The organism is Nocardioides ureilyticus, assembly GCF_051280745.1.
In the GTDB taxonomy this organism is placed as follows: domain Bacteria; phylum Actinomycetota; class Actinomycetes; order Propionibacteriales; family Nocardioidaceae; genus Nocardioides.
Genome location: NZ_JBNCOG010000028.1, coordinates 1 through 21,547 on the forward strand (window position 1 = coordinate 1; position 21,547 = coordinate 21,547).

General features: G+C 72.7%; 23 protein-coding genes. 8 read left to right on the top strand and 15 right to left on the bottom strand.

All coding sequences use genetic code 11. The annotated features are described in order from the left end of the window. The 3 genes from ACSMHG_RS14805 to zwf all read left to right on the top strand — a co-directional run. On the top strand, positions 1 to 633 hold a 633-nt coding region (locus ACSMHG_RS14805; protein ID WP_435746446.1), incomplete at its 5' end, for an anthranilate synthase component II. Then, complete coding sequence (locus tag ACSMHG_RS14810; protein ID WP_435746448.1) at positions 633 to 2,030, top strand: anthranilate synthase component I family protein; 1,398 nt, start codon at positions 633 to 635, stop codon at positions 2,028 to 2,030. The genes ACSMHG_RS14805 and ACSMHG_RS14810, both read left to right, overlap by 1 nt. A gap of 14 nt (positions 2,031 to 2,044) precedes the next feature. Beyond that, entirely contained in the window at positions 2,045 to 3,496 is a 1,452-nt protein-coding gene (gene zwf, locus ACSMHG_RS14815) for a glucose-6-phosphate dehydrogenase (RefSeq protein WP_435746536.1), read from the top strand. Between the two features lie 20 nt (positions 3,497 to 3,516). Here zwf and ACSMHG_RS14820 read toward each other — a convergent pair whose 3' ends face one another. Further along, complete coding sequence (locus tag ACSMHG_RS14820) at positions 3,517 to 4,359, bottom strand: thioesterase family protein (protein ID WP_435746450.1); 843 nt, start codon at positions 4,357 to 4,359, stop codon at positions 3,517 to 3,519. A 128-nt stretch (positions 4,360 to 4,487) separates the two neighbouring features. Between ACSMHG_RS14820 and ACSMHG_RS14825 the strand changes: the two genes are divergently transcribed. Further along, positions 4,488 to 5,948 (top strand): HNH endonuclease signature motif containing protein, encoded by a 1,461-nt coding sequence (locus ACSMHG_RS14825; RefSeq protein WP_435746452.1) that lies wholly within the window; start codon positions 4,488 to 4,490, stop codon positions 5,946 to 5,948. A gap of 28 nt (positions 5,949 to 5,976) precedes the next feature. On the opposite strand, the gene ACSMHG_RS14830 is transcribed toward ACSMHG_RS14825, so the two are convergent. The 8 genes from ACSMHG_RS14830 to ACSMHG_RS14865 form a co-directional block, all read right to left on the bottom strand. Then, complete coding sequence (locus ACSMHG_RS14830; protein WP_435746454.1) at positions 5,977 to 6,879, bottom strand: sulfotransferase domain-containing protein; 903 nt, start codon at positions 6,877 to 6,879, stop codon at positions 5,977 to 5,979. 25 nt (positions 6,880 to 6,904) lie between these two features. Continuing rightward, positions 6,905 to 7,420 (bottom strand): hypothetical protein, encoded by a 516-nt coding sequence (locus tag ACSMHG_RS14835; RefSeq protein ID WP_435746456.1) that lies wholly within the window; start codon positions 7,418 to 7,420, stop codon positions 6,905 to 6,907. Positions 7,421 to 7,431: 11 nt separating this feature from the next. Next, positions 7,432 to 8,838: a HAMP domain-containing sensor histidine kinase gene (locus tag ACSMHG_RS14840; protein WP_435746458.1), complete on the bottom strand. Its 1,407-nt coding sequence runs from the start codon at positions 8,836 to 8,838 to the stop codon at positions 7,432 to 7,434. Then, positions 8,835 to 9,533: a response regulator transcription factor gene (locus ACSMHG_RS14845; RefSeq protein WP_435746460.1), complete on the bottom strand. Its 699-nt coding sequence runs from the start codon at positions 9,531 to 9,533 to the stop codon at positions 8,835 to 8,837. Before ACSMHG_RS14845 ends, ACSMHG_RS14840 begins: the two co-directional genes overlap by 4 nt. A 202-nt stretch (positions 9,534 to 9,735) precedes the next feature. Then, complete coding sequence (locus tag ACSMHG_RS14850; protein ID WP_435746462.1) at positions 9,736 to 10,608, bottom strand: fructosamine kinase family protein; 873 nt, start codon at positions 10,606 to 10,608, stop codon at positions 9,736 to 9,738. 1 nt (position 10,609) lies between these two features. After that, positions 10,610 to 11,119, bottom strand: coding sequence for a low molecular weight protein-tyrosine-phosphatase (locus tag ACSMHG_RS14855; protein ID WP_435746464.1), 510 nt, complete (start codon positions 11,117 to 11,119; stop codon positions 10,610 to 10,612). After that, positions 11,116 to 11,508 carry a phage holin family protein gene (locus ACSMHG_RS14860; RefSeq protein WP_435746466.1) on the bottom strand — a complete coding sequence of 131 codons (393 nt, stop codon included), beginning with the start codon at positions 11,506 to 11,508 and terminating at the stop codon, positions 11,116 to 11,118. Before ACSMHG_RS14860 ends, ACSMHG_RS14855 begins: the two co-directional genes overlap by 4 nt. 48 nt (positions 11,509 to 11,556) lie before the next feature. Further along, entirely contained in the window at positions 11,557 to 12,615 is a 1,059-nt protein-coding gene (locus ACSMHG_RS14865; protein WP_435746468.1) for a GntR family transcriptional regulator, read from the bottom strand. A gap of 79 nt (positions 12,616 to 12,694) precedes the next feature. Between ACSMHG_RS14865 and ACSMHG_RS14870 the strand changes: the two genes are divergently transcribed. Further along, positions 12,695 to 13,300: a hypothetical protein gene (locus ACSMHG_RS14870; RefSeq protein ID WP_435746470.1), complete on the top strand. Its 606-nt coding sequence runs from the start codon at positions 12,695 to 12,697 to the stop codon at positions 13,298 to 13,300. 67 nt (positions 13,301 to 13,367) lie between these two features. Here the strand turns inward: ACSMHG_RS14870 and ACSMHG_RS14875 are convergent, their stop codons facing one another. The 3 genes from ACSMHG_RS14875 to ACSMHG_RS14885 are packed head-to-tail and all read right to left on the bottom strand — an operon-like array spanning position 13,368 to position 15,612. Then, positions 13,368 to 14,036, bottom strand: coding sequence for a hypothetical protein (locus ACSMHG_RS14875; protein WP_435746472.1), 669 nt, complete (start codon positions 14,034 to 14,036; stop codon positions 13,368 to 13,370). Between the two features lie 47 nt (positions 14,037 to 14,083). Then, a complete protein-coding gene (locus ACSMHG_RS14880) occupies positions 14,084 to 14,710 on the bottom strand; it encodes a DUF4145 domain-containing protein (protein ID WP_435746474.1) in 627 nt (208 codons plus the stop codon). A 47-nt stretch (positions 14,711 to 14,757) separates the two neighbouring features. Beyond that, entirely contained in the window at positions 14,758 to 15,612 is an 855-nt protein-coding gene (locus ACSMHG_RS14885) for a hypothetical protein (RefSeq protein WP_435746476.1), read from the bottom strand. A gap of 1,653 nt (positions 15,613 to 17,265) precedes the next feature. Between ACSMHG_RS14885 and ACSMHG_RS14890 the strand changes: the two genes are divergently transcribed. Then, a complete protein-coding gene (locus ACSMHG_RS14890) occupies positions 17,266 to 17,571 on the top strand; it encodes a hypothetical protein (RefSeq protein WP_435746478.1) in 306 nt (101 codons plus the stop codon). 1 nt (position 17,572) lies between these two features. Here ACSMHG_RS14890 and ACSMHG_RS14895 read toward each other — a convergent pair whose 3' ends face one another. Then, positions 17,573 to 17,785: a hypothetical protein gene (locus tag ACSMHG_RS14895; protein WP_435746480.1), complete on the bottom strand. Its 213-nt coding sequence runs from the start codon at positions 17,783 to 17,785 to the stop codon at positions 17,573 to 17,575. Between the two features lie 249 nt (positions 17,786 to 18,034). On the opposite strand from ACSMHG_RS14895, the gene ACSMHG_RS14900 reads away from it, so the two are divergent. Continuing rightward, positions 18,035 to 18,586: a VanZ family protein gene (locus ACSMHG_RS14900; protein ID WP_435746482.1), complete on the top strand. Its 552-nt coding sequence runs from the start codon at positions 18,035 to 18,037 to the stop codon at positions 18,584 to 18,586. A 10-nt stretch (positions 18,587 to 18,596) separates the two neighbouring features. After that, a complete protein-coding gene (gene hisC / locus ACSMHG_RS14905; RefSeq protein ID WP_435746484.1) occupies positions 18,597 to 19,667 on the top strand; it encodes a histidinol-phosphate transaminase in 1,071 nt (356 codons plus the stop codon). Here hisC and ACSMHG_RS14910 read toward each other — a convergent pair. Further along, positions 19,640 to 20,911, bottom strand: a complete 1,272-nt coding sequence (locus ACSMHG_RS14910; RefSeq protein ID WP_435746486.1) for an MFS transporter — start codon at positions 20,909 to 20,911, stop codon at positions 19,640 to 19,642. The genes hisC and ACSMHG_RS14910 overlap by 28 nt on opposite strands. After that, positions 20,908 to 21,495 (bottom strand): ArsR/SmtB family transcription factor, encoded by a 588-nt coding sequence (locus ACSMHG_RS14915; RefSeq protein ID WP_435746488.1) that lies wholly within the window; start codon positions 21,493 to 21,495, stop codon positions 20,908 to 20,910. The genes ACSMHG_RS14910 and ACSMHG_RS14915 overlap by 4 nt, the downstream gene beginning before the upstream one ends. Positions 21,496 to 21,547: the final 52 nt, after the last annotated feature.

A 21,547-nucleotide genomic window follows, 5' to 3' on the forward strand; every position in this document is an offset into this window, starting at 1 on the left:
GGGGGGGGGGGGGGCGGTGGGGCTGGGGGGGGGGGGGGGGGGGCGGGGGGGGGGGGGGGGGGGGGGGGGGGGGCGGGGGGGGGCCCCCCCCCCCACGACTCCTACACGTGGAACCTCGTCCACCTCGTCGCCGCCGTCACCGGCACGCTCCCGGCGGTGGTCCAGCACGACGAGGTGAGCGCGTCCGAGGTGCTGTCGCACAGCCATGTCGTCCTCTCACCCGGCCCCGGGAGCCCGGACGACCCGGCCGACTTCGGGGTCGGCCGGGAGGTGCTGGCCGCCGCCACCCGGCCGGTCCTCGGCGTCTGCCTCGGCATGCAGGGGCTCGTGGTGGCGTACGGCGGGAGCGTCGGCCGGGTCGAGCCGGCCCACGGTGAGGTGGCCCGCGTCTCCCACGACGGCCGCGGCGTGCTCGCGGGCCTGCCGCAGGGCTTCTCGGCCGTCCGGTACCACTCGCTCGCCGCCCTCGACGTGCCCGAGCCGCTCGAGGTGACCGCCCGGTCCGAGGACGGGGCCGTCATGGGCGTGCGGCACCGGACGCTCCCGCTCGAGGGCGTCCAGTTCCACCCCGAGTCGGTGCTCTCCGAGCACGGCCTGCGGATCGTGGCCACCTTCCTCGGCAGGTCAGGCTGATGGCGGCCGGCACGGAGCCGGACGGGGCCGGCCCGGGATGGGCCGACCCGGTCGCGGCGTTCCGGGAGGTGGCCGCAGCGCACCCGCGCTGCTTCTGGCTCGACGGCGGCGGCGCACGTGAGTGGTCGGGGCGCCGGTCGGTCCTCGGCTGGCTGGACGACGACGACGTGTCGCTGACCTACGACGCCGGGACCCGGACCGTCACCCGGCACGCCGGCGGGCGCGCCGAGGTGGTCGGCGAGCCGGGCGCCGGCGACGTCTTCGCCGCCCTCGACGCCGAGCTGGCGGCGGGTGGGCCGGGGGACCAGTGGTTCGGCTACCTCGGCTACGCCTGCCGCCCCGACCTGGCTGCGCGGCCGGCGCGCGGCGTACCGGATGCGGTGTGGATGCGGCCCTCGCACGTCCGCCTGTTCACGCACCCCGAGGCCGAGGCCGATCCCCGCACCGAACCCCGCACCGAACCCGGCGCCGAGCCCGGCGGACGTCATGCGGACGGAGCACCCCCCGCCACCGTCCGCATGACGTCCGCTGCGGCCGACCCGCCGGCCGAGTACCAGGCGGCCTTCGACCGGGTCCAGGAGGCGCTGCACGCCGGGCACAGCTACGAGGTCAACCTGACCCACCGCCTGCGGGTGACGAGCGACCTCGACCCCGTCGCGACGTACCTCCGGCTGCGCACGCTCAACCCCGCGCCGTACGCCGGCTTCCTGCAGCACGACGTTCCGGGCGCGCGGGCCTGGCTGCTCTCCAGCAGCCCCGAGCGGTACGCCACCGTCGCTGCGGACCGCACGATCGAGACCAAGCCGATCAAGGGCACCACCCCGCGCGGTGCCACCCCGGCCGAGGACGCCGCCGCCGCACACCGGCTCCGCACCGAGGCGCGCTACCGCGCGGAGAACCTGATGATCGTCGACCTGCTGCGCAACGACCTCGCCACCGTCTGCGAACCCGGCACGGTCGAGGTACCGGTGCTGATGGACGTCGAGTCCTACCCGGGCGTGCACCAGCTGGTCTCCACCGTCCGCGGCCGGCTCCGCGAGGACGTCTCGACGGTGGGGGCGCTGCGCAGCCTCTTCCCGGCCGGCTCGATGACCGGTGCGCCCAAGCGGCGGACCATGGAGGTCGTCGACGCGGTCGAGGCCACGCCGCGCGGGGTGTACGCCGGCGCGTTCGGCTGGGTCTCGGCGGACGGCCGCGCCGACCTCGGGGTCGTCATCCGCAGCCTCGTCACCCCCGGTGACGGCACCTGGGAGGTGGGTACCGGAGGGGGCGTCACCGTCCACTCCGACGCCGCCTCCGAGCACGCCGAGGCACGATGGAAGGCGGCACGGCTGCTGGCCGCCCTGGACGAGCAGCGTGACACCCCGTCCGACACCCCGGGAGGAACCCTCGCGTGACCGCCGTCGAGAGCATGCCCAAGTCCCACGTCATCGTGCTCTTCGGAGCCACCGGCGACCTCGCCCGCCGCAAGCTCCTGCCGGGGCTGCTGCACCTGTCCGAGGCCGGCCTGCTCTGCGACACCCGGATCGTCGGCACGTCGCTGGAGGAGGTCGACACCGAGCACTTCGCCAAGCTCGCCCGTGACGCCTGCGAGGAGTTCGGCGAGGGGACGATCGACGACGCCCGCTGGGCGCCGTTCGCGAAGATGCTGCGCTACGTCAGCACCGCCAACGGACCCGAGGCGCTGGCCGAGGAGGTACGCCGCGCCGAGGCCGAGCTGCCCGGGCCCGACGAGGAGAAGCGGCGGCTGCACTACCTCAGCGTGCCGCCGAAGGCCGCCCTGGACGTGGTCCACCAGCTCGACCAGGCGGGCCTGGTGGAGCGGTCGCGGATCGTGATGGAGAAGCCGTTCGGCACCGACCTGGCCTCGGCGCAGAAGCTCAACGCCCGGCTGCACGAGGTCTTCGACGAGGCCCAGATCTTCCGGATCGACCACTTCCTCGGCAAGGAGGCGGCGCAGAACATCCTCGCCTTCCGCTTCGCCAACGGCCTCTTCGAGCCGATCTGGAATCGCAACTTCATCGACCACGTGCAGATCGACGTGCCGGAGACGCTCGGGCTCGAGGGGCGCACGAAGTTCTACGAGTCGACCGGCGCCTTCCGCGACATGGTGGTCACCCACCTGATGCAGGTGATGGCGTTCATGGCGATGGAGCCGCCCACCTCGCTGGAGCCGGAGCCGATCAGCGACGAGAAGACCAAGGTCTTCCGCTCGATGAAGCACATCGACCCGCACACCGTGGTCCGCGGCCAGTACGCCGGCTACCGGGAGAAGGACGAGGTCGCCGAGGACTCCGACACCGAGACGTTCATCGCGCTCAAGGTGGAGATCGACAACTGGCGGTGGGCCGGCGTGCCGTTCTACCTGCGCACCGGCAAGAAGATGCCCGAGAGCGCGCGGATCATCTCCATCGCGTTCAAGGAGCCGCCGCTGTCGATGTTCCCGGCCGGGTCGAACGCCGGCACGCAGGGGCCCGACCACCTCACCTTCGACCTCGCCGACGAGTCCCGGATGTCGTTGTCGTTCTACGGCAAGCGGCCGGGCCCCGGCATGAAGCTGGAGAAGGTCTCCATGCAGTTCGCCACCCACGAGACGTCGTCGGCGACGGGCGTGCTCGCGGCGTACGAGCGCCTGATCCACGACGCGATGCGTGGTGACCAGACCCTGTTCACCACCGCCGAGGGCATCGAGACGCTGTGGGCGAAGTCCGCCGAACTGGTGGACTCGCCGCCGCCGGTGCGGATCTACCAGCCCGGCACGTGGGGGCCGAACGCCATGCACCAGCTCGTCGCGCCGCACGCCTGGCGGCTGCCGTTCGAGCGCGCCTGGCGGACCCCGTCGGTCGGCGGCGCCGACGCCTGACGCTCCGGCTGTCCGCGGGCTCAGGCGCCCGAGGTCCTCCGCCGGCCGTCGTCCTCCCACTGCTCGCGGCCCAGGTCGACGGTCTTGCGACTGTTGGCGATGGAGGTGAGCACGACCGTCCCGAGGGTCCCCTGCCGGTCGAAGATCGTCGCCGTGCCGACGGCGATGCCGTCCGTCTCGACCCGGTCGGCGGCGGCGAGACCGATCTCGTTGCCGGCGGGTGTCCGCGCCAGGGTCAGGGTGATGTCGGTGTTGATGTACTCCACGCCGAGGGTGCCCCAGTTGGTCACTAGACTCCCGCCGTCGGCGATCGCGGCGGCTGCCTGGAACGGCGTCAGCGCTTCGCCGGCCACCACCGGGACCGCGCTGTTCCACGAGGTCTTCCGTCCTGCGTTCTGGTGCTCGCGGAAGTCCTGGGTCCACTCCGAGCCGCTGTGGAGGAACGGCACGTGCGGGTCCTCGGTCGGCGGCGCCACCGACTCCGGCGGCGGCGAGGGGCGCTCGGTGGGGTGCCAGACCTCGCCGGTCGCGCTGCCCGCCGCCTTGAGGAAGAGGCAGCTCGCCCGCGCGACCGGTGCGCCCTCCTGGTGGGCCACGACGTCGAGGAGCGCCAGCCGGGCGCTGGCGCGGACCAGCTCGGTGGTGAAGGTCAGCGGCTGCGACGTCGCCGGGCGGAAGAGGTCGACGGTGTAGCGCGCCGGCCGCAGCTCGGTGCGCCCCTCCGTGGCCAGCCGCTGCTCGAGCGCCCGGGCCAGCGCCCCGCTGACCGCGACCCCGTGGAGGTGGTCGCCGCCCCAGCTGCTCCTGGCGAGGTCGGTGGCGAGGAGGCGGTCGCCGTCGGCGGTGAAGAAGGCGAGGTCCATGGACGCATCCTGCCGCGGCCGCCTTTACCCGCAGGCTGCCGGTCCCGCCCTCGGGGGGTCCAAGGCTGCCGTTCCAGCTCCTCGACGTGGCCCTTGCCTTCGAACAGGTGTGCGAATATCATAGGTCCATGACCGTTCTCCCCGTTGCTGCGCCGGCCGAGCTGGCTGATGTCGCGGTGACGCCGGCGGCGTTGCTGGACCGGGTGCGGGCGGCGCGGGAGGCTGCGGATGCGGCCGAGGTGGAGCTGTTGGTGCTGGCGGTGGAGTGGGCGCACGCGCACCCGGCGCTGGAGGGACAGCAGGCGTGGGGTGTGCCCGGTGTGCCCGTGCCTGGTGTCGCTCGTGAGGAGCGGCATGCTGACGGTGTGGTGCGGAAGGTCGCGGCGGCGCCGGTGGAGGGGTTCTTGTTCGGCATCGACGCTGCGGGGGATGCGGAGCCGCCCTCGGAGCTGGCCGGTCTGCCTCTGGTGCGGTGGGACGCCCCCGCGGCCTTCGCGGCGGCGAACTCGATGTCGACCGAGGCCGGTCAGGCGCTGATCCGGGACGCGCTCACGTTGCGGCACCGGCTGCCCAAGGTCTGGAGGCGGACCGTCGCCGGTGAGGTGCCGGCGTGGCGGGCCCGGCGGGTGGCCCAGGCGGTCCTGGCCCGCCCCGACGACGTGGCGACCTACGTCGATGACCACGTCGCCCCGGTCGCGGGGTCGGTCGGGGTGACCCGGTTGGACCGGCTGGTGGACGAGGCGATGCTGCGGCTGCACGCCGAGGAGCGCGAGCTGGCGCAGCTCGAGGCGCTCGACGCCCGGTACGTCCGCCTCGACGAACGGACGTTGAACCACACCGGGCTGGCGGAGCTGGTGGTGCGTGGGGACTGGAAGGACCTCCACGACGTCGAGGCCACCATCGGCCGCCTCGCCGGGGTCCTCGGCCGCGAGGGTCAGGCCGGGCACGGGGAGTCCCTCGACGTGCGCCGTTCCATGGCCGTCGGGGTGCTCGCCGACCCCGCCGCCGCGCACGCCCTGCTGCACGGCGAGGAGCCCGGCGGCCGGCCGCGAGGCTGTAGGTCGGGCTGTGGGTCGCGGAGGATCGTGCTCTACCTCCACCTGACCGACGCGGCGGTGTGGGGCTTCGACACCGTGGGCCGCAACCAGACCGCGGCCCGCCCCGAGCTGGAGCAGACCATCCGGTCCTGGTGCGGGCGCACCGACACCCACCTGACGGTCAAGCCGGTCATCGACCTGGCCGAGCACCACCACGTCGAGGCCTACGAGGTCCCCGACCGGCTCCGCGAACAGGTCGCGCTGCGCGACCCCCAGTGCGTCTTCCCCTGGTGCACCCGGCCCGCGAAGGCCTGCGACTGCGACCACATCACCGCCTATGCCACCGACGGCACCGGTGGACCGACGTGCAGCCACAACACCGCGCCGCTGTGCCGCCGACACCACCGGCTCAAGACCCATGCCGGCTGGACCTACCGGCCCGTAGACCCGGTCATCGACCCCGGCGTCTACGCCTGGACCGACCCCCACGGCCACCACTACCTCCGCGGCCCCACCGGCACCCGGATCATCGACGTGGTCAGCGACCCCTGAGCGACTGCGGTGCCCCACCGATCCCGCGTCAACCGACGTTAAGCAGTCTCAGCACGCCGTCCGGATCGTCAGTCCCCTCGGCTGCCACGAGCTCACGCACCCGTCGTTCGTACGCCGCTACCTCGTCCCCGGAGAGGACCTCGCGACCGGCGCCTGGGGTGCCCCGGCGGAAGAACGCGGCCGGGTCCTTGAGCACGCCACGCGGGCCGGGAGCCGCATCGGCGGCTGACGCTCGCATGCTCGCGAGCGTCGCGCCGTCCACCAGCGACGGCCACGCCCGCGGGTCCAGGTCGACGTCGAGCCGGTCGGCGAGCCACCGCATCGTGCCCTCGAGGTCGGCGGCGAGGTCCTCGTAGCGCACGACCAGCACGTGTCTGTCGTCGCATCGCGCCCACGCGTCCGACGCGTGGTGCACGACGCCGGCCAGCGAGTCCATCGACGTCAACGGGTCGGCTTCGCGCGTCGTCCACCGGACGAGCCACTCCGCGAGCGGTGCACGTGGCGAGGGTAGCGGGGCGGGTCGTCCGGTGAGCTCGGCGATCCGCCCGCGGTCGAGGTTGTCGCCCTGGTGGTACAGCGACACCGCCATGTCCAACGGATCGCGCACCACCACGACGTACGTCGCCCTGGGGTCCAGGACCACGCCGTCGAGCGGAGTGTGGGTCTTGAGCACCCGCCGCCCGGGTTGTGCGTCCAGACGCGCGAAGAGGTCACCCTCCGGCTCGAGCAGCCAATCCACCCACGGCGACAGCTCGCCGACCGGGGCAGGCAGCGCCGCCGTGCCGTGGACGAGGGACAGACAGATCTGCTGCATCCACGTCGTGCCGCTCTTCGAGCGGGTGCTCACCACGACGTCGCCTCGGCGGAACCGGAACCGCTGCCACCGGTCGCTGTCCTCCTCGTCGGAGACGTACCGCCGGGGTGCCGTCATCGCGGCGCACCGGAGTCCCCGGCGCTCATCGCGACTCGGGCGCCCGGGCGGAGAGCAACCGGATGACGCCCCGGGCGGCCCGGACCAGGCGGCCGCGGTCGTCCGTGTCCAGCGAGATCCCGTTGACCGACTCGACCAGTCCGCCGGTCTGGACGAAGGCGGTGACGACCACGGCCTCGTCGGTGGTCTGCACGACCATCCGCGCGCCGTCGGCCGTCGGCACCTCGAGGTCCTGCACCCGGCCGGCGACGTCCCCGATGGTGTCCCACGCCTCCTCGAACGGCCCGTCGAACCACAGGTAGTTCAGGTCCAGGGTGGGCCCGCCCTCGGCGACGGGGACGTAGGTGCACCGCTCCACCCCGGTCGCACCGGTCTCCTCGGTGACCTCCTCCCCGAGGAGTGCGGAGACCTCCTCGGGCTCCAGGTCCGAGCACGGGCTCCAGGAGGTCGGCGGCGGGCCCGTCTGCTCGGGCTCCTCCGAGCACGCCCCGAGCAGCGGTACGGCGACCAGCCCGGCGGCCAGCCCGGCCAGCCTGTCCACCCGCCGGCGCGTCATCGCCGGCCCCCGCTCCGGGCGGGCTCGGTGGCGACCGGCTGGCCGGCCGCCGGCAGCGCCAGCACCAGCCGCGCGCCGCCCGCAGGCGAGTCGGCCACCTCCAGTCGCCCGGCGTGCCGGTCCGCCACCTGTCGCACGATCGAGAGGCCCAGCCCGGAGCCGGGCATCCCGCGCGACTCCTCCGAGCGCCAGAACCGGTCGAAAACGTGCGGCCGGTCGGCCTCCGCGATGCCGGGGCCCTCGTCGTCGACGGTGAGGACGCCGTCCACGAGCCGCACCGTGACCGTGCCGCCCGGCGGGCTCCACTTGACCGCGTTGTCGAGCAGGTTGGTGACCGCGCGCTCGAGCGCGGCGGCGTCGCCGACGATCTCGAGCGGCTCGGCGGTCACCTCCAGGACCAGCCCGGGTGCCCGCCGACGGACTCGCGCCACGGCCTGGTCGAGCACCTCGGCAAGGTCGACCGGCGCCACCACGTGGGTCGAGGGGTCGTCACGGGAGAGCTCGACGAGGTCGCCGATGAGCGTGGTGAGCTCCTCGATCTGGGCGCGCACGTCGTCGAGCAGCTCCGCGCGGGCGGCGGCGGGCAGCTCGGCGGCACCGGCCCCGCCACCGTCGGCCTGGGTGAGCAGCTCGATGTTCGTGCGCAACGACGTGAGCGGCGTGCGCAGCTCGTGGCCGGCGTCGGCGACGAGCTGGCGCTGCCGGTCGCGGGAGGCCGCGAGCGCGGTGAGCATGCCGTTGAAGGCCGCCGCGAGCCGGGCGACCTCGTCGTCACCGGCCACCTCGATCGGTGTGAGGTCCTCCGTGCGGGCGATCGCCTCGACCTCCGCGGTCAGCCGGCGCACCGGGCGCAGGCCGTTGCGGGCGACGGCCCAGCCGGCGCCGGCGGCCCCGGCGACACCGAGGAGCCCGAAGAGGAGCATCACCATGCCGAGCTTCGAGAGCACCCGCTGCTGCGGCTCGAGCGACTGGGCGACCACGAGCGCCGTACCGGGGCCGGAGGGCACCGCCACCACCCGGTAGCGGGTGCCGCCGGCGCTGATCGTGCGGATGATCGAGTCGCGCTCGCCGGTGGCCACCTCGATCTCCGGGGCGAGCTTCATCCGGGGCAGCTGGTCGTAGGTGCGGTAGCTGCCGTCGGCGTAGACGAAGGCGATCCGGACGTCCGCCGCGCCCAGCGCCCACGAGGGCAGCTGGTAGTCGCTGGTCAAGTTCGAGAGGGCGGGGTACTTCGCGGCGGCGTGCGCCCGGTCGACGAGGGAGGCGTCCAGGGTCGACTGCATCTGCATCCGCACCGTCGCCCAGGCGCCGGCCGCCACGAACGCCACGGCCAGCGCCACGGCGACGGTGGTGAGGACGGTGACCCGGCTGGCCAGCGAGCGGTGCGGGGCAGGGACCGTCATGCTTCCTTCAGCACGTAGCCGACGCCGCGCACCGTGTGAATGAGTCGCGGCTCGCCCTCCGCCTCGGTCTTGCGGCGCAGGTAGCCGACGTAGACCTCCAGCGAGTTCGCAGTGGTGGGGAAGTCGTAGCCCCAGACCTCCTCGAGGATGAACGAGCGCTCGAGCACCCGCCGCGGGCGGCGCAGGAACATCTCCAGCAGCGTGAACTCCGTGCGGGTCAGCTCGATGCGACGCTCTCCGCGGAACACCTCGCGGGTGGCGACGTCCATGGAGAGGTCGGCGAAGGTCAGCACCTCCTCCGGGACGTCCTCGTGCGGCACCACCCGGCGCAGCAGCGCGCGCAGCCGGGCCAGCAGCTCCTGGAGGGCGAAGGGCTTGGTGAGGTAGTCGTCGGCGCCGGCGTCGAGCCCCTCCACCCGGTCACCGACGGCGTCGCGGGCGGTGAGGACCAGGACCGGTACGTCGTTGCCGGCCGCGCGCAGCGCCCGGGTCGCCTCGATGCCGTCCAGGCGCGGCATCATCACGTCCATCACGACGACGTGCGGGCCGACCTTCGCGATGCCGGCCAGCGCCTCCGCCCCGTCGCCGGCCAGGTGCACGTCGTACCCGTTGAACTCCAGCGACCGGCGCAGCGACTCGCGCACGGCCTTGTCGTCGTCGACGACGAGGACGCGGGGTTTCGCAGGGGCCGGCACGACCACATGGTGCCAGCAGCCCCTGAGCGAGCGCTGAGAACCGATCGGTGGTCGAGCCTGCTGTCGGTGGTCGAGCTTGTCGAGACCACGGGGGCCGTCGGTGGTCGAGCTTGTCGAGACCACGGGGGCCGTCGGTGGTCGAGCTTGTCGAGACCACGGGTCCATCGGTGGTCGAGCTTGTCGAGACCACGGGGCCGGCGGGTCAGACGTACCGGGCCGCGACCGTGGCGGCGCGTGCGCCGTAGCTGCCACCGAAGAGGCAGGCGTGCACCAGCAGCGGGAAGAGCTGGTGCAGGCCGACCCGGTCCTCCCAGCCGTCGGCGAGCGGGGTGACCTCGTGGTAGGCCTCGATGACCTTGGGCAGGTGCGGCAGGCCGAAGAGGGCGAGCATGGCGAGGTCGACCTCGCGGTGGCCGCCGTACGCCGCGGGGTCGACGAGGAAGACGCCGTCGGCGCCCCAGACGACGTTGCCGTTCCAGAGGTCGCCGTGCAGCCGGGCCGGGCCCTCCTCGGGGACCAGGCCGGTGAGGCGGCCGATCACCGACTCGACGGTGGCGGCCTGGTCGGGCGTCACCGCGCCGCGGTCGCGGGCCAGCTTGAGGTAGGGCAGCACCCGCCGGACGGCGTAGAACTCCGCCCAGGTCGGCGCCGTCCGGTTGGGCAGGGGCAGGCGAGCGATGTAGCCGTCGCCCTGCGAGGGGCCGGGCGGGGCGCCGTACGCCGGTGCCCCGGCGGCGTGCGTGGCGGCCAGGCCCCGGCCGAGGTCGGCGGCGGCCTCGGCGGTCTGCCGACCGGGCTCCACCCAGCGCAGCACCAGGCACTCGTCGTCGACGGCGAGCACCTCGGGTGTCGGTGCGCCGCCGGGGACCTCCGCCAGCCAGCGCAGCCCGCGCGCCTCGGTGTGGAAGAAGTCCGCGGGCGCGTGGGGGAGGGTCTTCATCAGGGCGGTCGTGCCGTCGCTGAGGCGCAGCTTGGTCGCCGTGGCGGTGTCGCCGCCCGCGACCGGGGCGGTCGCGACGACGGCGGAGCCGAGGAGCTTCTCGGCCCGGCCGGCGACCAGCGGCTGCCGGGCCATGTCAGGCGCGGCCCAGCAGGTGCTGCAGTGCGCCGGCGAGCGCGGTCGACGTCCGCTCCACCATGGCCAGTACCTCCTCGAAGCCGTCGTCCCCACCGTAGTACGGGTCCGGGACCTCCCCACCCGTCCCGACGGGGTCGAAGGAGCGGAAGAGCCGCACCCGCTCCGAGGCGCCGCCGAGCTCGGCCAGGTTGGTCTCGTCCATGGCGAGGAGGAGGTCGCGGTCCTCGAGCCAGTCGGGGGTGAGCTGGCGGGCGCGGTGGCGGGTGGCGTCGTAGCCGGCGGCGGTGAGGGTCGCGGCGGCGCGGTCGTCCATCGGCCCGCCGACGTGCCAGCCGCCGGTGCCGCAGCTGGTCACCTCGACGGCGTCGGCGAGCCCGGCCTCGGCGACCCGCTGTTCGAGCACGACGTGGGCCATGGGGGAGCGGCAGATGTTGCCGAGGCAGACGACCGCCAGCCGGTAGCGACCCGGCGTGCGAGGAGGAGGCAGCGGCGCCGATGCGCTGGTCATCGGTCCCCGCCGCCGATGACGCCGTCGACGACCCACGTCATCACGGTGATGACGATCGCGCCGAGGACGGCCGGCCAGAAGCCGTCGACGCGGAAGTCGATGCCGACCTCCTCGGCGAGCCACCCGGTGAGCAGCAGCATCGCCGCGTTGATGACCAGGAGGAAGAGCCCGAGGGTGAGCAGGATGAAGGGGAACGACAGCACCTTCAGCACCGGCTTCACCACCGCGGTGACGACGCCCAGGATGAGCGCCACGAGCAGCAGCGGCACGGCCTTCTCCTGCAGCTCGGCCGTGCCGGAGTCCGGGCCGGTGAACCAGATGCCGTCGACGAGCCAGGCGGCGGTCGCCAGCGCGACCGCGGTGGTGAGGAGCCAGGTGACGAACCGCATGCCGGGGAGTGTGGCAGCCGAGCCCAACGCCGTGGGCAACCGTGCGGGTCAGCCGTCGAGGCCCAGGGCGTCGATGATGGCGTCCTCCGCGTCGGCGAGGTGCCGGTCGAGGAAGGCGGACGCCCCCGCGAGGTCCCCGCGCTCCAGCAGGTCGAGCAGCGCCCGGTGGGAGTCGGCCTGGTCGTGGGCGTTGCGGCGGATCCGGTCGACCTGCGCGAGCGCCAGCTTCAGCTCGGTCACCAGGTGCTCGGCCATCTGCACCAGACGAGGGGAGCCGGTGAGGCCGACGAGCGAGACGTGGAACGCCAGGTGCCGCTCGTTGAGCACCTGGTACGACGCTCCGTCGGCCACCGCGGTCGTGTACGCCGTGAGTGTCGCGCGGACCCGGTCGCGCAGGGCGTCGCCGGCCTCTGTCCAGCGGCGCACACCGGCGCCCTCGAGCACCGCACGGGCTCGACACACGTCGCGCACGGAGTCGGGGTCGGGGCTGCTGACGCTCACCCCGCGGTGCGGCTCGCGGGTGGCCAGCCCCTCGGCGACGAGCACCGTCAGCGCCTCCCGGACGGTCGGCCGGGAGACGCCGAGGGAGGAGGCGAGCGCGACCTCGCGCAGCGGCGTACCGCTCTCCAGCTCGCCCTCGAAGACCGCCCGGCGCAGCTCCTGGGCGACCCGGTCGACGGTGGAGGAGTGGTCGAGGCTCAGCGTGCCGAACGGCTCGGGCATGCCTCGATCGTCCCAGACGGCGGCCGCGACGGGTGGCGGCGCGGGAGGCGCGCCGTCCCGTGGCTCGCCGACGCTCGATCCGGGAGCCGTCGGGGCGTTCGAGCCGCAGCGGCTGGGCGTAGCGCTGCCACCAGTCGCGTTTGAGGACGCGCCCTCGACCGGCGCGGACCGGCCCTGGTACATCGCGTCCCAGACACGGGAGCCGACCTCGTGGATCTTCTTGAGCCAGTCGCGGGCGGTGCGGCCGCGGGCGGACTCCATGAACTCGCCGGGTTCGCAGCCGAGGGGGTCGTGCTTGTCGTAGTCGGCGTCGTCCTCGGGGAGGGTGGTGGTATCGGTGGCCTGGGCGGCGAGGTTGAGCACGTCCCACTCGTCGGGGTGCACTTCCTGGAGCCAGCCGGAGAGGTCGTCGCGGCGCCACCTGGTCTGGACGATCGCGACAGGGGCGCCGGGGGCGAGGCGGGTGAGGGCGACGGACTGCCAGAAGTTCCCGACGGTCTGGCGCCAGGCCTTTGGAGTCGGCCTGCTTCTCGTCCTTGTACGGGTCGTCGATGATCAGGAGGTCGACGGGCTTGCCGGTGGGGGAGCCTTCGATGCCGACGCAGACGACGCCGCCCTCGTAGCCGAGGGGCTTGAACTCGTGCTTCTTCGTGGGGAACTTCGACACGGTCAGGCCGAGCTCGGGGTGGGCCTTGACCTTGTCGCGGATGGCCTCGCCGAAGGTCTGGGCGAGCTCGAAGCCGTTGGAGACGATCGCGATGCGCAGGTTGGGGTTGCGGTGGAGCAGCCACAGCGGGAACCAGATGCTGGTGCGGAGGCTCTTGCCCTCCTGCGGGGGCATGGAGATCTGCTGGCGCTCGACTTCGCCGCGGGCGACGGCGGCGAGGCGTTCGTCGATGAGGCGGAGTGCGGGGGTCTGGACGGTGGTGCGGTCGAGGGCGGCGGCCATCTCGCCGGGGGTGGCGTAGGGCTGGGCGCGGAGCTCGGGGGCGAGGCGAGTGCGGATCTTGTCGACCATGAGGTCGTAGGCGGTGGCGGTCACCGCTCACCTGCCTCTAGACGCGACTGAACCCCCTGACACCGTGTTCCGGGTAGGGGGTTCTTGAGGAGATAAGACACCAGCGATGGTCGGCAAGTCAATACCGCCACGAGAGGTCGCCCAGTTCTCGCAGCCTGCCGTCATCGTTACGTCGCCAAAGGACGCCAGCAGCGTCGATGAAGGAGAGCCCGACGCGCAGAGTGACCACCACGTCTTCGAACGACACGTCCGGGTCGTTGAAGGTCAGCACCTCGTCCGCGTGCACAACCACGTCCTCGGTGACTGCGGGTCCGAGGACCGGGAGTGCGTGGGTGCCCAGTGAGACTCGGCGCATCGGCTCGGCTCCTTCAGCCGACAGGTCCACCGAGACGTCGACCGTGACTCGCGCGACCGGGATGTCTGATGCATTCCGGACCCGCACTCTCGCCCCGTCGATGCCAGACCGGACGGAGAGTCCGTCGATGAGCGCCGCCCGGTCATGGTGATACGACGGTCCGCTCGCCCAGGCAGCGACGAGGGCGGCTTGAGCTCGACGTTGGTCCGCCTGCCATCGGTCCTCGCGTGCCCGCTCCAAGCCGAATGCTCGGGCGGCATAGAGTGCCGCAACGGCGGCCGCCACCACTGCGAGTCCCGTGGCGACCGCCTCGAGCCACTGCGGGAACGAAGCCCACGACGCCGGGGCAGTACGCATCGCCGCGAAGCTGAGGCCGAACGTGATCGCGGCTGCGCTAAGCGCGACGGCCGATACCTCGAGGATACGTCTCACGATGCTCATGATGCCCGGGACCACCGGCGCTCGCCGCGGAACTAGAGTCAGCGACCGGCTTCGCGCGCCGACTTCTTCGCCTCCCGACGATTCCGCGCCTTCTGCACACGGGCCGGCGACTGGAACACCTCCTGCAGAACCTCGCTCATCAGGGCGAGGGCCTCTTCAGCTTCCTCTGCCTCGATCGGCTCGACGAAGTCGCCGTGAGCGACGTCGTTGCCGAGGTGGCGCACCTCGTGCGCTGCCTCGCGGACGTAGGGCCGGATGTGCTGGTCCTTCTCCATTTGCTCGATCTTGTCGAAGAGCCGTCCCTTCACGATGCCCTTCTCCTTCGCGCTCGCCTCGATGACTGCCCGGGCCATGGCGCCAGCTGCGCGGTATGCCTCGATGCTGAAGCAGCGGTACGCCTCTGTGGCGGCATCAGCGATGTGGGGCGGCACGTCCTCGATCACGGGCGCGCTCCCCACGGCGGGGATCCACTCGATCTCAGCTTCCTTCTCGAACCATCGTTGCAAGCGGGTTTCATCCCAGGAGTGGCCGGGAGCAGGCTGACTTGGCCGCACGGCGGAGCCGATCTGTAGCCAGTTGCACTCGTCGCACTTGAACAGCGCCTGTATCAGGAACGTGTTGTTGACGCGAGGCTCGACGTCGTAAGGACCACGCAGTCGTGTCATGTGGGTAGTCACGTCACAGTGCCAGCATCGCCTGTTCGCCATGGCTGTCATGATGCCCGGGCCCGCCGACGTTCGCTCGCGGTCGCCGCATCCGCCACGTCCGGCCAGAAGACCAACCGCAGACCCCAGTCGGTGCCTGAGGTCCACCGGCAGCACGACGCCACCCGCCCGCGGTCCATCCACTTCCGCACCGTCGACGCCGGGATCAGCCGGCCCGTCATCGTCGTCGCGGCCTCCGCGGCCATCGTGAGGTGCGTCCACCCGTCACCGTCCGGACCGCGGTCAGCAGATCCGAGCGCACCGCGTTGGCGTACTCGCCGGGCGTGTAGATCTTCCGGCAGCCGACGCACTCCCACGACTGCCCGGCGCTGGATCCGCGATGCCGCCCTGGTCGCAGCGGCCACACGGGCGCTGTGCCAGCCGCCGCTCAAGCGCGTTCGGCTCCAGCTCCGAGTAGCCGCGGCCGGCCAGCCGGTCCCTTCCCCGCACCCGCTGCCGTTTTGGGGTCGTGTGCCGGCACGGGCGGGCCGGGCGAACTTCCGGACCAGGCGCCGGTCGCCGCACTCGAAGCACGCCACGCCCTGCTCGGGGTCCTGTTCGTCGTGGAGCACCCGCTCAAGCTGGCGGGGTACGGCGGCCATGTCGGTGGTGAACCGCTGCCAGTCGAACCCGCCGGTGGTGTCTTGGGCGAGGTCGGTGAGGCGGTCGGCGAGGTAGTGCGTCGTGCCGGTGACCGTGGGAGCGGCCGGCCGGGCGTGGCCGTAGTAGGCACGGATGGTCTGGTTCCAAACGGTGAGAGGAAGGAGGACGGGGACGACGTCGTCGGCGCGGTGGTCGTCGTCGAGGTGAGGGGACCAGGTGAGGTCGCCGCGGTCGGCGCCGGCGCGGGCCATGAGGACCATGGCGTCGCCGCCGGGGATGGGGGCAGCGGCGATGAGCCGTCCGTCGCGGCGCCGCGAACGGCCTGGTAGCGGAGGTGGCGGGGGAGTCAGCGGATCTCGTCGAGGTCTTCGCGGACGACGGCGATGAAGTCGGTGCAGGTGAGGGGATGATCGTTGTCGAGGTGGCGGTAGCTGCAGAGGACGCAATGGTGGGCGGTGCAGGGCGCGCAGCCGTCGGCGCCCGGGCAGGGGCCGCCACCGTTCTCGGCGTGGGTGGGGCAGTCGTCGCGGTGGCCGCGGGTGACGCGCTCGCGGAGGTGGTGGGTGGTCGTGATGGCACGGCTTGGGGCGGCGGTCGGTCACGCGTTCTCCAGCGGGTGTCGGTGGCGGCGACTACAGTCCGGGACTGTGCAGGACGTGCTGAAGGCGCTCGGAACAGGCGTGGTGACGCTGCTGGTCAGCTGACTGCTGTTCCTACTCCAACAGGGCGGACGTCGAGGCCGTCTGCGCAAGGAGTCGGGGAGGGACTCGACCTCATCGGCAAGCTCGAGACCCGCCCCGAGGCGGCCGCGCGGTTGGAGAGTCGCGTCGCGGCCCTGCTGGAGCGGTACGCGCCAGAGGAGGGTTCGCGACACGCTGCGGACTCCGGTGTGCTGCTCAGAACCAGGGAGGTCGCGGGTTTGGCCGTAGGGGCGATGGCGGTCGCACTGGCGTTCTCCAGGTGCTGCCGAAGGGGTCCTGGCCGACAGGAGTGGCCGTTGGCGGTGTGCTGGGCGATCACGGGCAGCATCGCGCTGGCGATGCAGTTTCGGCGTGAGCGGTCGGTCGACGACGCTGGGTGGACGTGCTGACCCGGGCGTTTCTGCGTACGGTCCGAGGGGGCGAGCGGAGTAGCGCGCCACGATGCGCCGACCGGGATCTCGCCCGATTCCTCGGATGCGCCACCACACGGAGCGGGCCGTGACAGCATCAAGCGCTGTGGCTACGACCCTCGACGAAGTGAAGACCGCACGCGAGGAGGCGGTCGCGGCCGAACTTGCTGTACGAGACTTGGAGTTCGCTCTCGACCAGGAGTCGCAGTCCGTAACCCGGATCCTGGCCATGAACGCCATCTTGATTTCGGTGCTCGTAACTCTGCAGTGGCGAGACGTCACCGCGACCATCGCGGTTGGCTTAGCCGTCGTGGTGATATTGACCGCCGTGGCGATTGCCCTTCCGCACCGGCGCCAGAGAGCGCTGACTTCAGCGCGCCAAAGGCTCGAGACGGCACAGGCGGCAGTCGTGGCGAAGGAGTGTGAGGACGAGAAGCAGTTGCGCTCACGGCCGGCTTGCCCTGGCCACCCTCCGATAGAGGGAAGTTGGACACGGGTGAGCCTTACCGCCGCGATGGTCGGCGTTGTGGCGGGGGCCGTAGCACGCTCGGCCGGTCGCTGGGCGCCGTAAGGCGTTGGCCGCTCGAGGCGGCCGCAGTCGGTCTGGTTGCACTGGCAGGCGCAGGGCGGTTGGCAGGTCATCGGCGCTCCTGGAGGTCGAGCAGCGGGTCGACGTCTTCGGGGCGCCTTTTCGAATGATCGATGTGTGCGGAAGAGCAACTCTCTCAAGAAGGCGATATGACTTTTCGCGATCTTTCCGTTATGTATTCCGGAATCGAAAAGCGTCCTGCATGATCCCGGCATGGATAAGCGAATCGACACCCTCGTCAGCCGAGCAATCACCACCGCCGAGATCTTCAACAACGGGCGTCCCGAGGACCTCCAGGTCTTCTTCGATGTCGACGCACTCAAGCGGCTCACCACGGCGGTCACGACGCCCGAGAAGTTGCTCCTCGCATGCGACTCAGCCCAGGAGCAGGCGTACGCAGCCATCCGTGACCGCGACCTGTCGCGTGCCCAGGCCGGGCTCGTGCTCCGGGACCGGATCGGTGGGTCCGGCGGTCGGCGGTACGGCAACGGCCCCGACGGGCTGCGTCCGCTCGACTGAGTCACGACGGCACCACTTCGCCCGCCACTGCCGGCCCAGCCACCGACAGCCGGTCCAGGAACACCCCGATCGCCCACGACCGCTCCCCTGGCACGAACCCCAGCGCATCGATCGCGGCTAGGAACGCACCCGTCACCAACTCAGCCCGCTGCTGCTCCAGTTCGATCACCCGCTCGGCGATCCCCATGTCGTGCGCCGCCTTCGCGAACCGCACTACCCAATCCCGCCTTCAACGCAGCCAGACCACGCACCCGCTCACCCCTCTCCACCCGAGTCCCCTCACGACCCACGGCGTACGTCGCGCCCACGAGCCCGTTTACGTGCTCCGCCGACACCTGGATCCGCAGCAGCTCCCCGTACATGTCCGCGCGCAGCACCGCCACCCGCAGCTGGTCCATCACCACCTGACCCGGACCCGCTGACCCGGACGCGGCGGCTGGGGCGCCTCGCTAACGTCGGCCGGGTGTTTCCGGTCGGTGGGGTGGGCGTGATGCTGCTGGGCATCGCGCTGTCGGCGGCTGTCCTGCTGCTGGTCCACCTCGGCCTCCGGCGGGTGCTCGGCGACCTCACCTCGGCCTCCTTCGTGGTGCTCCTCTGGTCGCTGACCGTGATCGGGTTCATCACGCTGCTGCCGGCCCAGGGCGCGCCCGGGGTCGTGCCGGCGGATGGGCGGATGGAGACCTGCTCCTGGGACATCGGCGGCCCGGCGCCCGACGGGTTCTGGATCTTCTCCGGCGGGCAGCGGCTGCTCAACACGCTGGTCTTCGTGCCCTCCGGGGCGCTCCTGGTGCTGGCGGCCGCGCGCTGGCCGCGGGCCGCCGTGCTCACCGTGCCCGTCGGGCTGGCGCTGCTGGCGGCGTACTCCGTCGGCATCGAGCTGACCCAGCTCGCCCTCGCCCGCCTCGACCGCGCCTGCGACGTCACCGACATCGTCGACAACGTCACCGGCGCCGCCCTCGGCGTCGGCCTCGGCCTCCTGCTGGCCCTGCTCCTGCGCCCCTGGCGGAGGGCCTAGCCTGGCCCGGGTGAGCACCCCCCGGCCCCGCCCGAACGTCGCCGACATCCCGCCGTACGTCGCGGGGCGGCCGCCGACGCCCCGGCCCGGGCTGGTGTCGTACAAGCTCTCCAGCAACGAGAACCCCTACCCGCCGCTGCCCGGGGTGCTCGAGGTGGTGCGCGAGGCCGCCGAGCGGCTCAACCGCTACCCCGACATGGGGTCGGCCGCGCTCTACGAGAAGCTCGCCGAGACCCTCGCGGTGCCGACCGAGCACCTGTCGGTGGCCACCGGCTCGGTCGGGCTGATCTACCAGCTCGTCCAGGCGTTCTGCGAGCCCGGTGACGAGGTGGTCTTCGCCTGGCGCTCCTTCGAGGCCTACCCGATCGCGGTCACCGCGGCGGCGGCCACGGCCGTCCGGGTGCCGGTCCTGCCCGACGGGCGCCACGACTTCGAGGCGATGGCGGACGCGATCACCGACCGCACCCGCGTGGTGCTGGTCTGCACGCCGAACAACCCCACCGGGCCGGCGGTCACCCAGGCCGAGCTAGACGCCTTCCTCGCCCGGGTGCCGAGCCGGGTGCTGGTCGTGGTCGACGAGGCGTACGTCGAGTTCGTCCGCATGGACGACCCGGTCGACGGCCTCGCGACGTACCGCCGGCGCGACAACGTCGTCCTCACCCGCACCTTCTCCAAGGCCTACGGCCTCGCCGGCCTGCGGGTCGGGTACGCCGTGGGGCCGGAGCCGATCGCCGCGGCGCTGCGGGCGGTGTCCCTGCCGTTCGGGGTCTCGGCCCTCGCGCAGGCCGCGGCCTGCGCCTCCCTCGACCGCCGGGCCGAGCTGCTGGAGCGGGTCGACGCGCTCGTCGCCGAGCGGACCCGGGTGCTGAGCGGGCTGCGGGACCGTGGCTGGGACGTCCCCGACGCCCAGGGGAACTTCGTGTGGCTGGGCCTCGGTGAGCGCACCACGGAGCTGGCCGCGGCGGCCGAGGAGCTCGGCATCGTCGTCCGCCCGTTCGCAGGCGAGGGCGCGCGGGTCTCCATCGGCGAGGAGGAGGCCAACGACCGGCTGCTTCAGCTGGCGGCGACGTTCTCCCGCTGACCACCCACGGGCTGGTCGGGGCCGCGCCGCTCGTCCATCTCCCGCCAGCGTGGGTCGAGGGCCGGGACCATCGTCACCGCGAGGTAGGCCACGCCGGCGACGAGCATGGTCGTGCCGAGCCCGACCTGGCTGACCAGCACGCCGCCGAGCAGCCCGCCGAGCGGCATCAGCGCGAAGCAGCACGCGGTGGTCAGCGACGAGACCCGCCCCACCAGCGGGGCGGGGATCCGCTCGAAGATCACCGCCCCGAGCACCGGGTTGATGAAGCCCGCGGCGAACCCGCCGATGCCGATGACCACGAGCACCGCCGTGAGCGGTGAGTCGAAGGCGACCACGAAGAACCGGGGGGCGCCGCAGAGCAGGAACGCCCCGACGTACGTCGCGTAGCGCGGCAGGCGGGCGGCCCACGTCGCGGCGCAGACGGCGCCGAGCGCGGACGTCCCGCTGAAGACCGCGAAGAGCAGGCCGACCCGCGCCGCGCCGCCCTCGATGCCGGCCGTCTCGGTGCCCCACACCGGGACGAGCACGCTCGACCAGGCCACGTCGATGAGGTTGGTGAGCGCCACCATGACGGTGATGCCGACGAGCACCCGGTCGCCGCGGAGGAAGTCCCAGCCCTCCCGCAGCTGGCGCAGGTAGGGCTCGCGCGGGGCGTCACCGCTCTCGGTGGCCGCCGGGCGCATCGACGTGGTCGCCCACGCGAGCACGAGCGCGGCGGCGCCGAAGCTCAGCGCGTCGACGAGCAGCGCCGTCGTCGGGCCCACCGCGGCGACCAGCAGGCCGCCGAGCCCGGCGCCGAGCATGCCGCTGGTCCGCTCGACCGTGGAGTGCAGGCCGGTCGCGCGCTCCATCGGCACGCCGGCCTGGGCGACGAGCGCCGGCACCATGGCGTGCTTCGCGGCGTCGCTCGGCCCGCGCAGGCCGCCGGCCACGGCGACGAGCGCCAGGAACGCCGGGAACGACAGCACCCCCGCTTCGTGCAGCAGCGGGATGGCGCCGATGACGAGCACGGAGAGGGTGTCGCAGGTGAGGGCGACCCGGCGCGCGCCGACCTGGTCGATGATCGGGCCGCCGAGGACCTTGAGCAGCACCAGCGGCAGCATCTCGGCCAGCGCGACCAGGCCGGTGCGCAGCGCGCTCCCGCTCTCGGCGAGCACGAAGAGCGGCAGCGCGACCATGGAGACGCGGGTGCCGGTCAGCGAGATGGCCTCCGCGGTGAGCCAGCCGTAGAGCGGCCGTCTCATGTCGGGTCCCCGGCCTCGTGGCCGGCCACGGTGCCGGGGCGCGGGAAGACGTGCAGCTGCACGACGACCTCCTCGGCGTCGGGCTCGTCGAGGTCTTCCTCGACGTCCCCGAGCACGCCGGCGATGGCCTCGATCAGCGCCTCGGCCCGGGCGGCGGTCAGGCGGACGTGCCAGTCGCTGGACGTCGTGGCCCGTCGCCACCGGTCGGGGAGGAGCCCCCGCTCCTCGACCGCCTGCTGCAGCTGCTCGGTGTGGACCACGACCACCGACTGGAGGAACGCGTCGAGCGAGTCGCGGGCGGCGTCGTCGCCCGGGGGCGCGGGCTCGGTCGTGGTCGCCTGCGTGGTCGCGCGCCACCACCGCTCGCGGCCCGTGCCGCGCTCGGGGTCGTCCTCGACGAAGCCGTGCTGGGCGAGCTGGCGCAGGTGGTACGACGTGGCGCCGGTGTTGAGCCGGAGCCGCTGCGCGAGCGTGGTCGCCGTGGCCGGACCGTCCGAGCGCAGCAGGCCGAGCATCCGGAGCCGGGCGGGGTGGCTGAGCGCCCGCAGGCCGGCGACGTCGGGGGTGATCGAGGAGAGCTCCACGAGCCCAGCGTGCCACTGCAAAGAGTTCTGTGCAAACGTTTCTTTGCAGAGC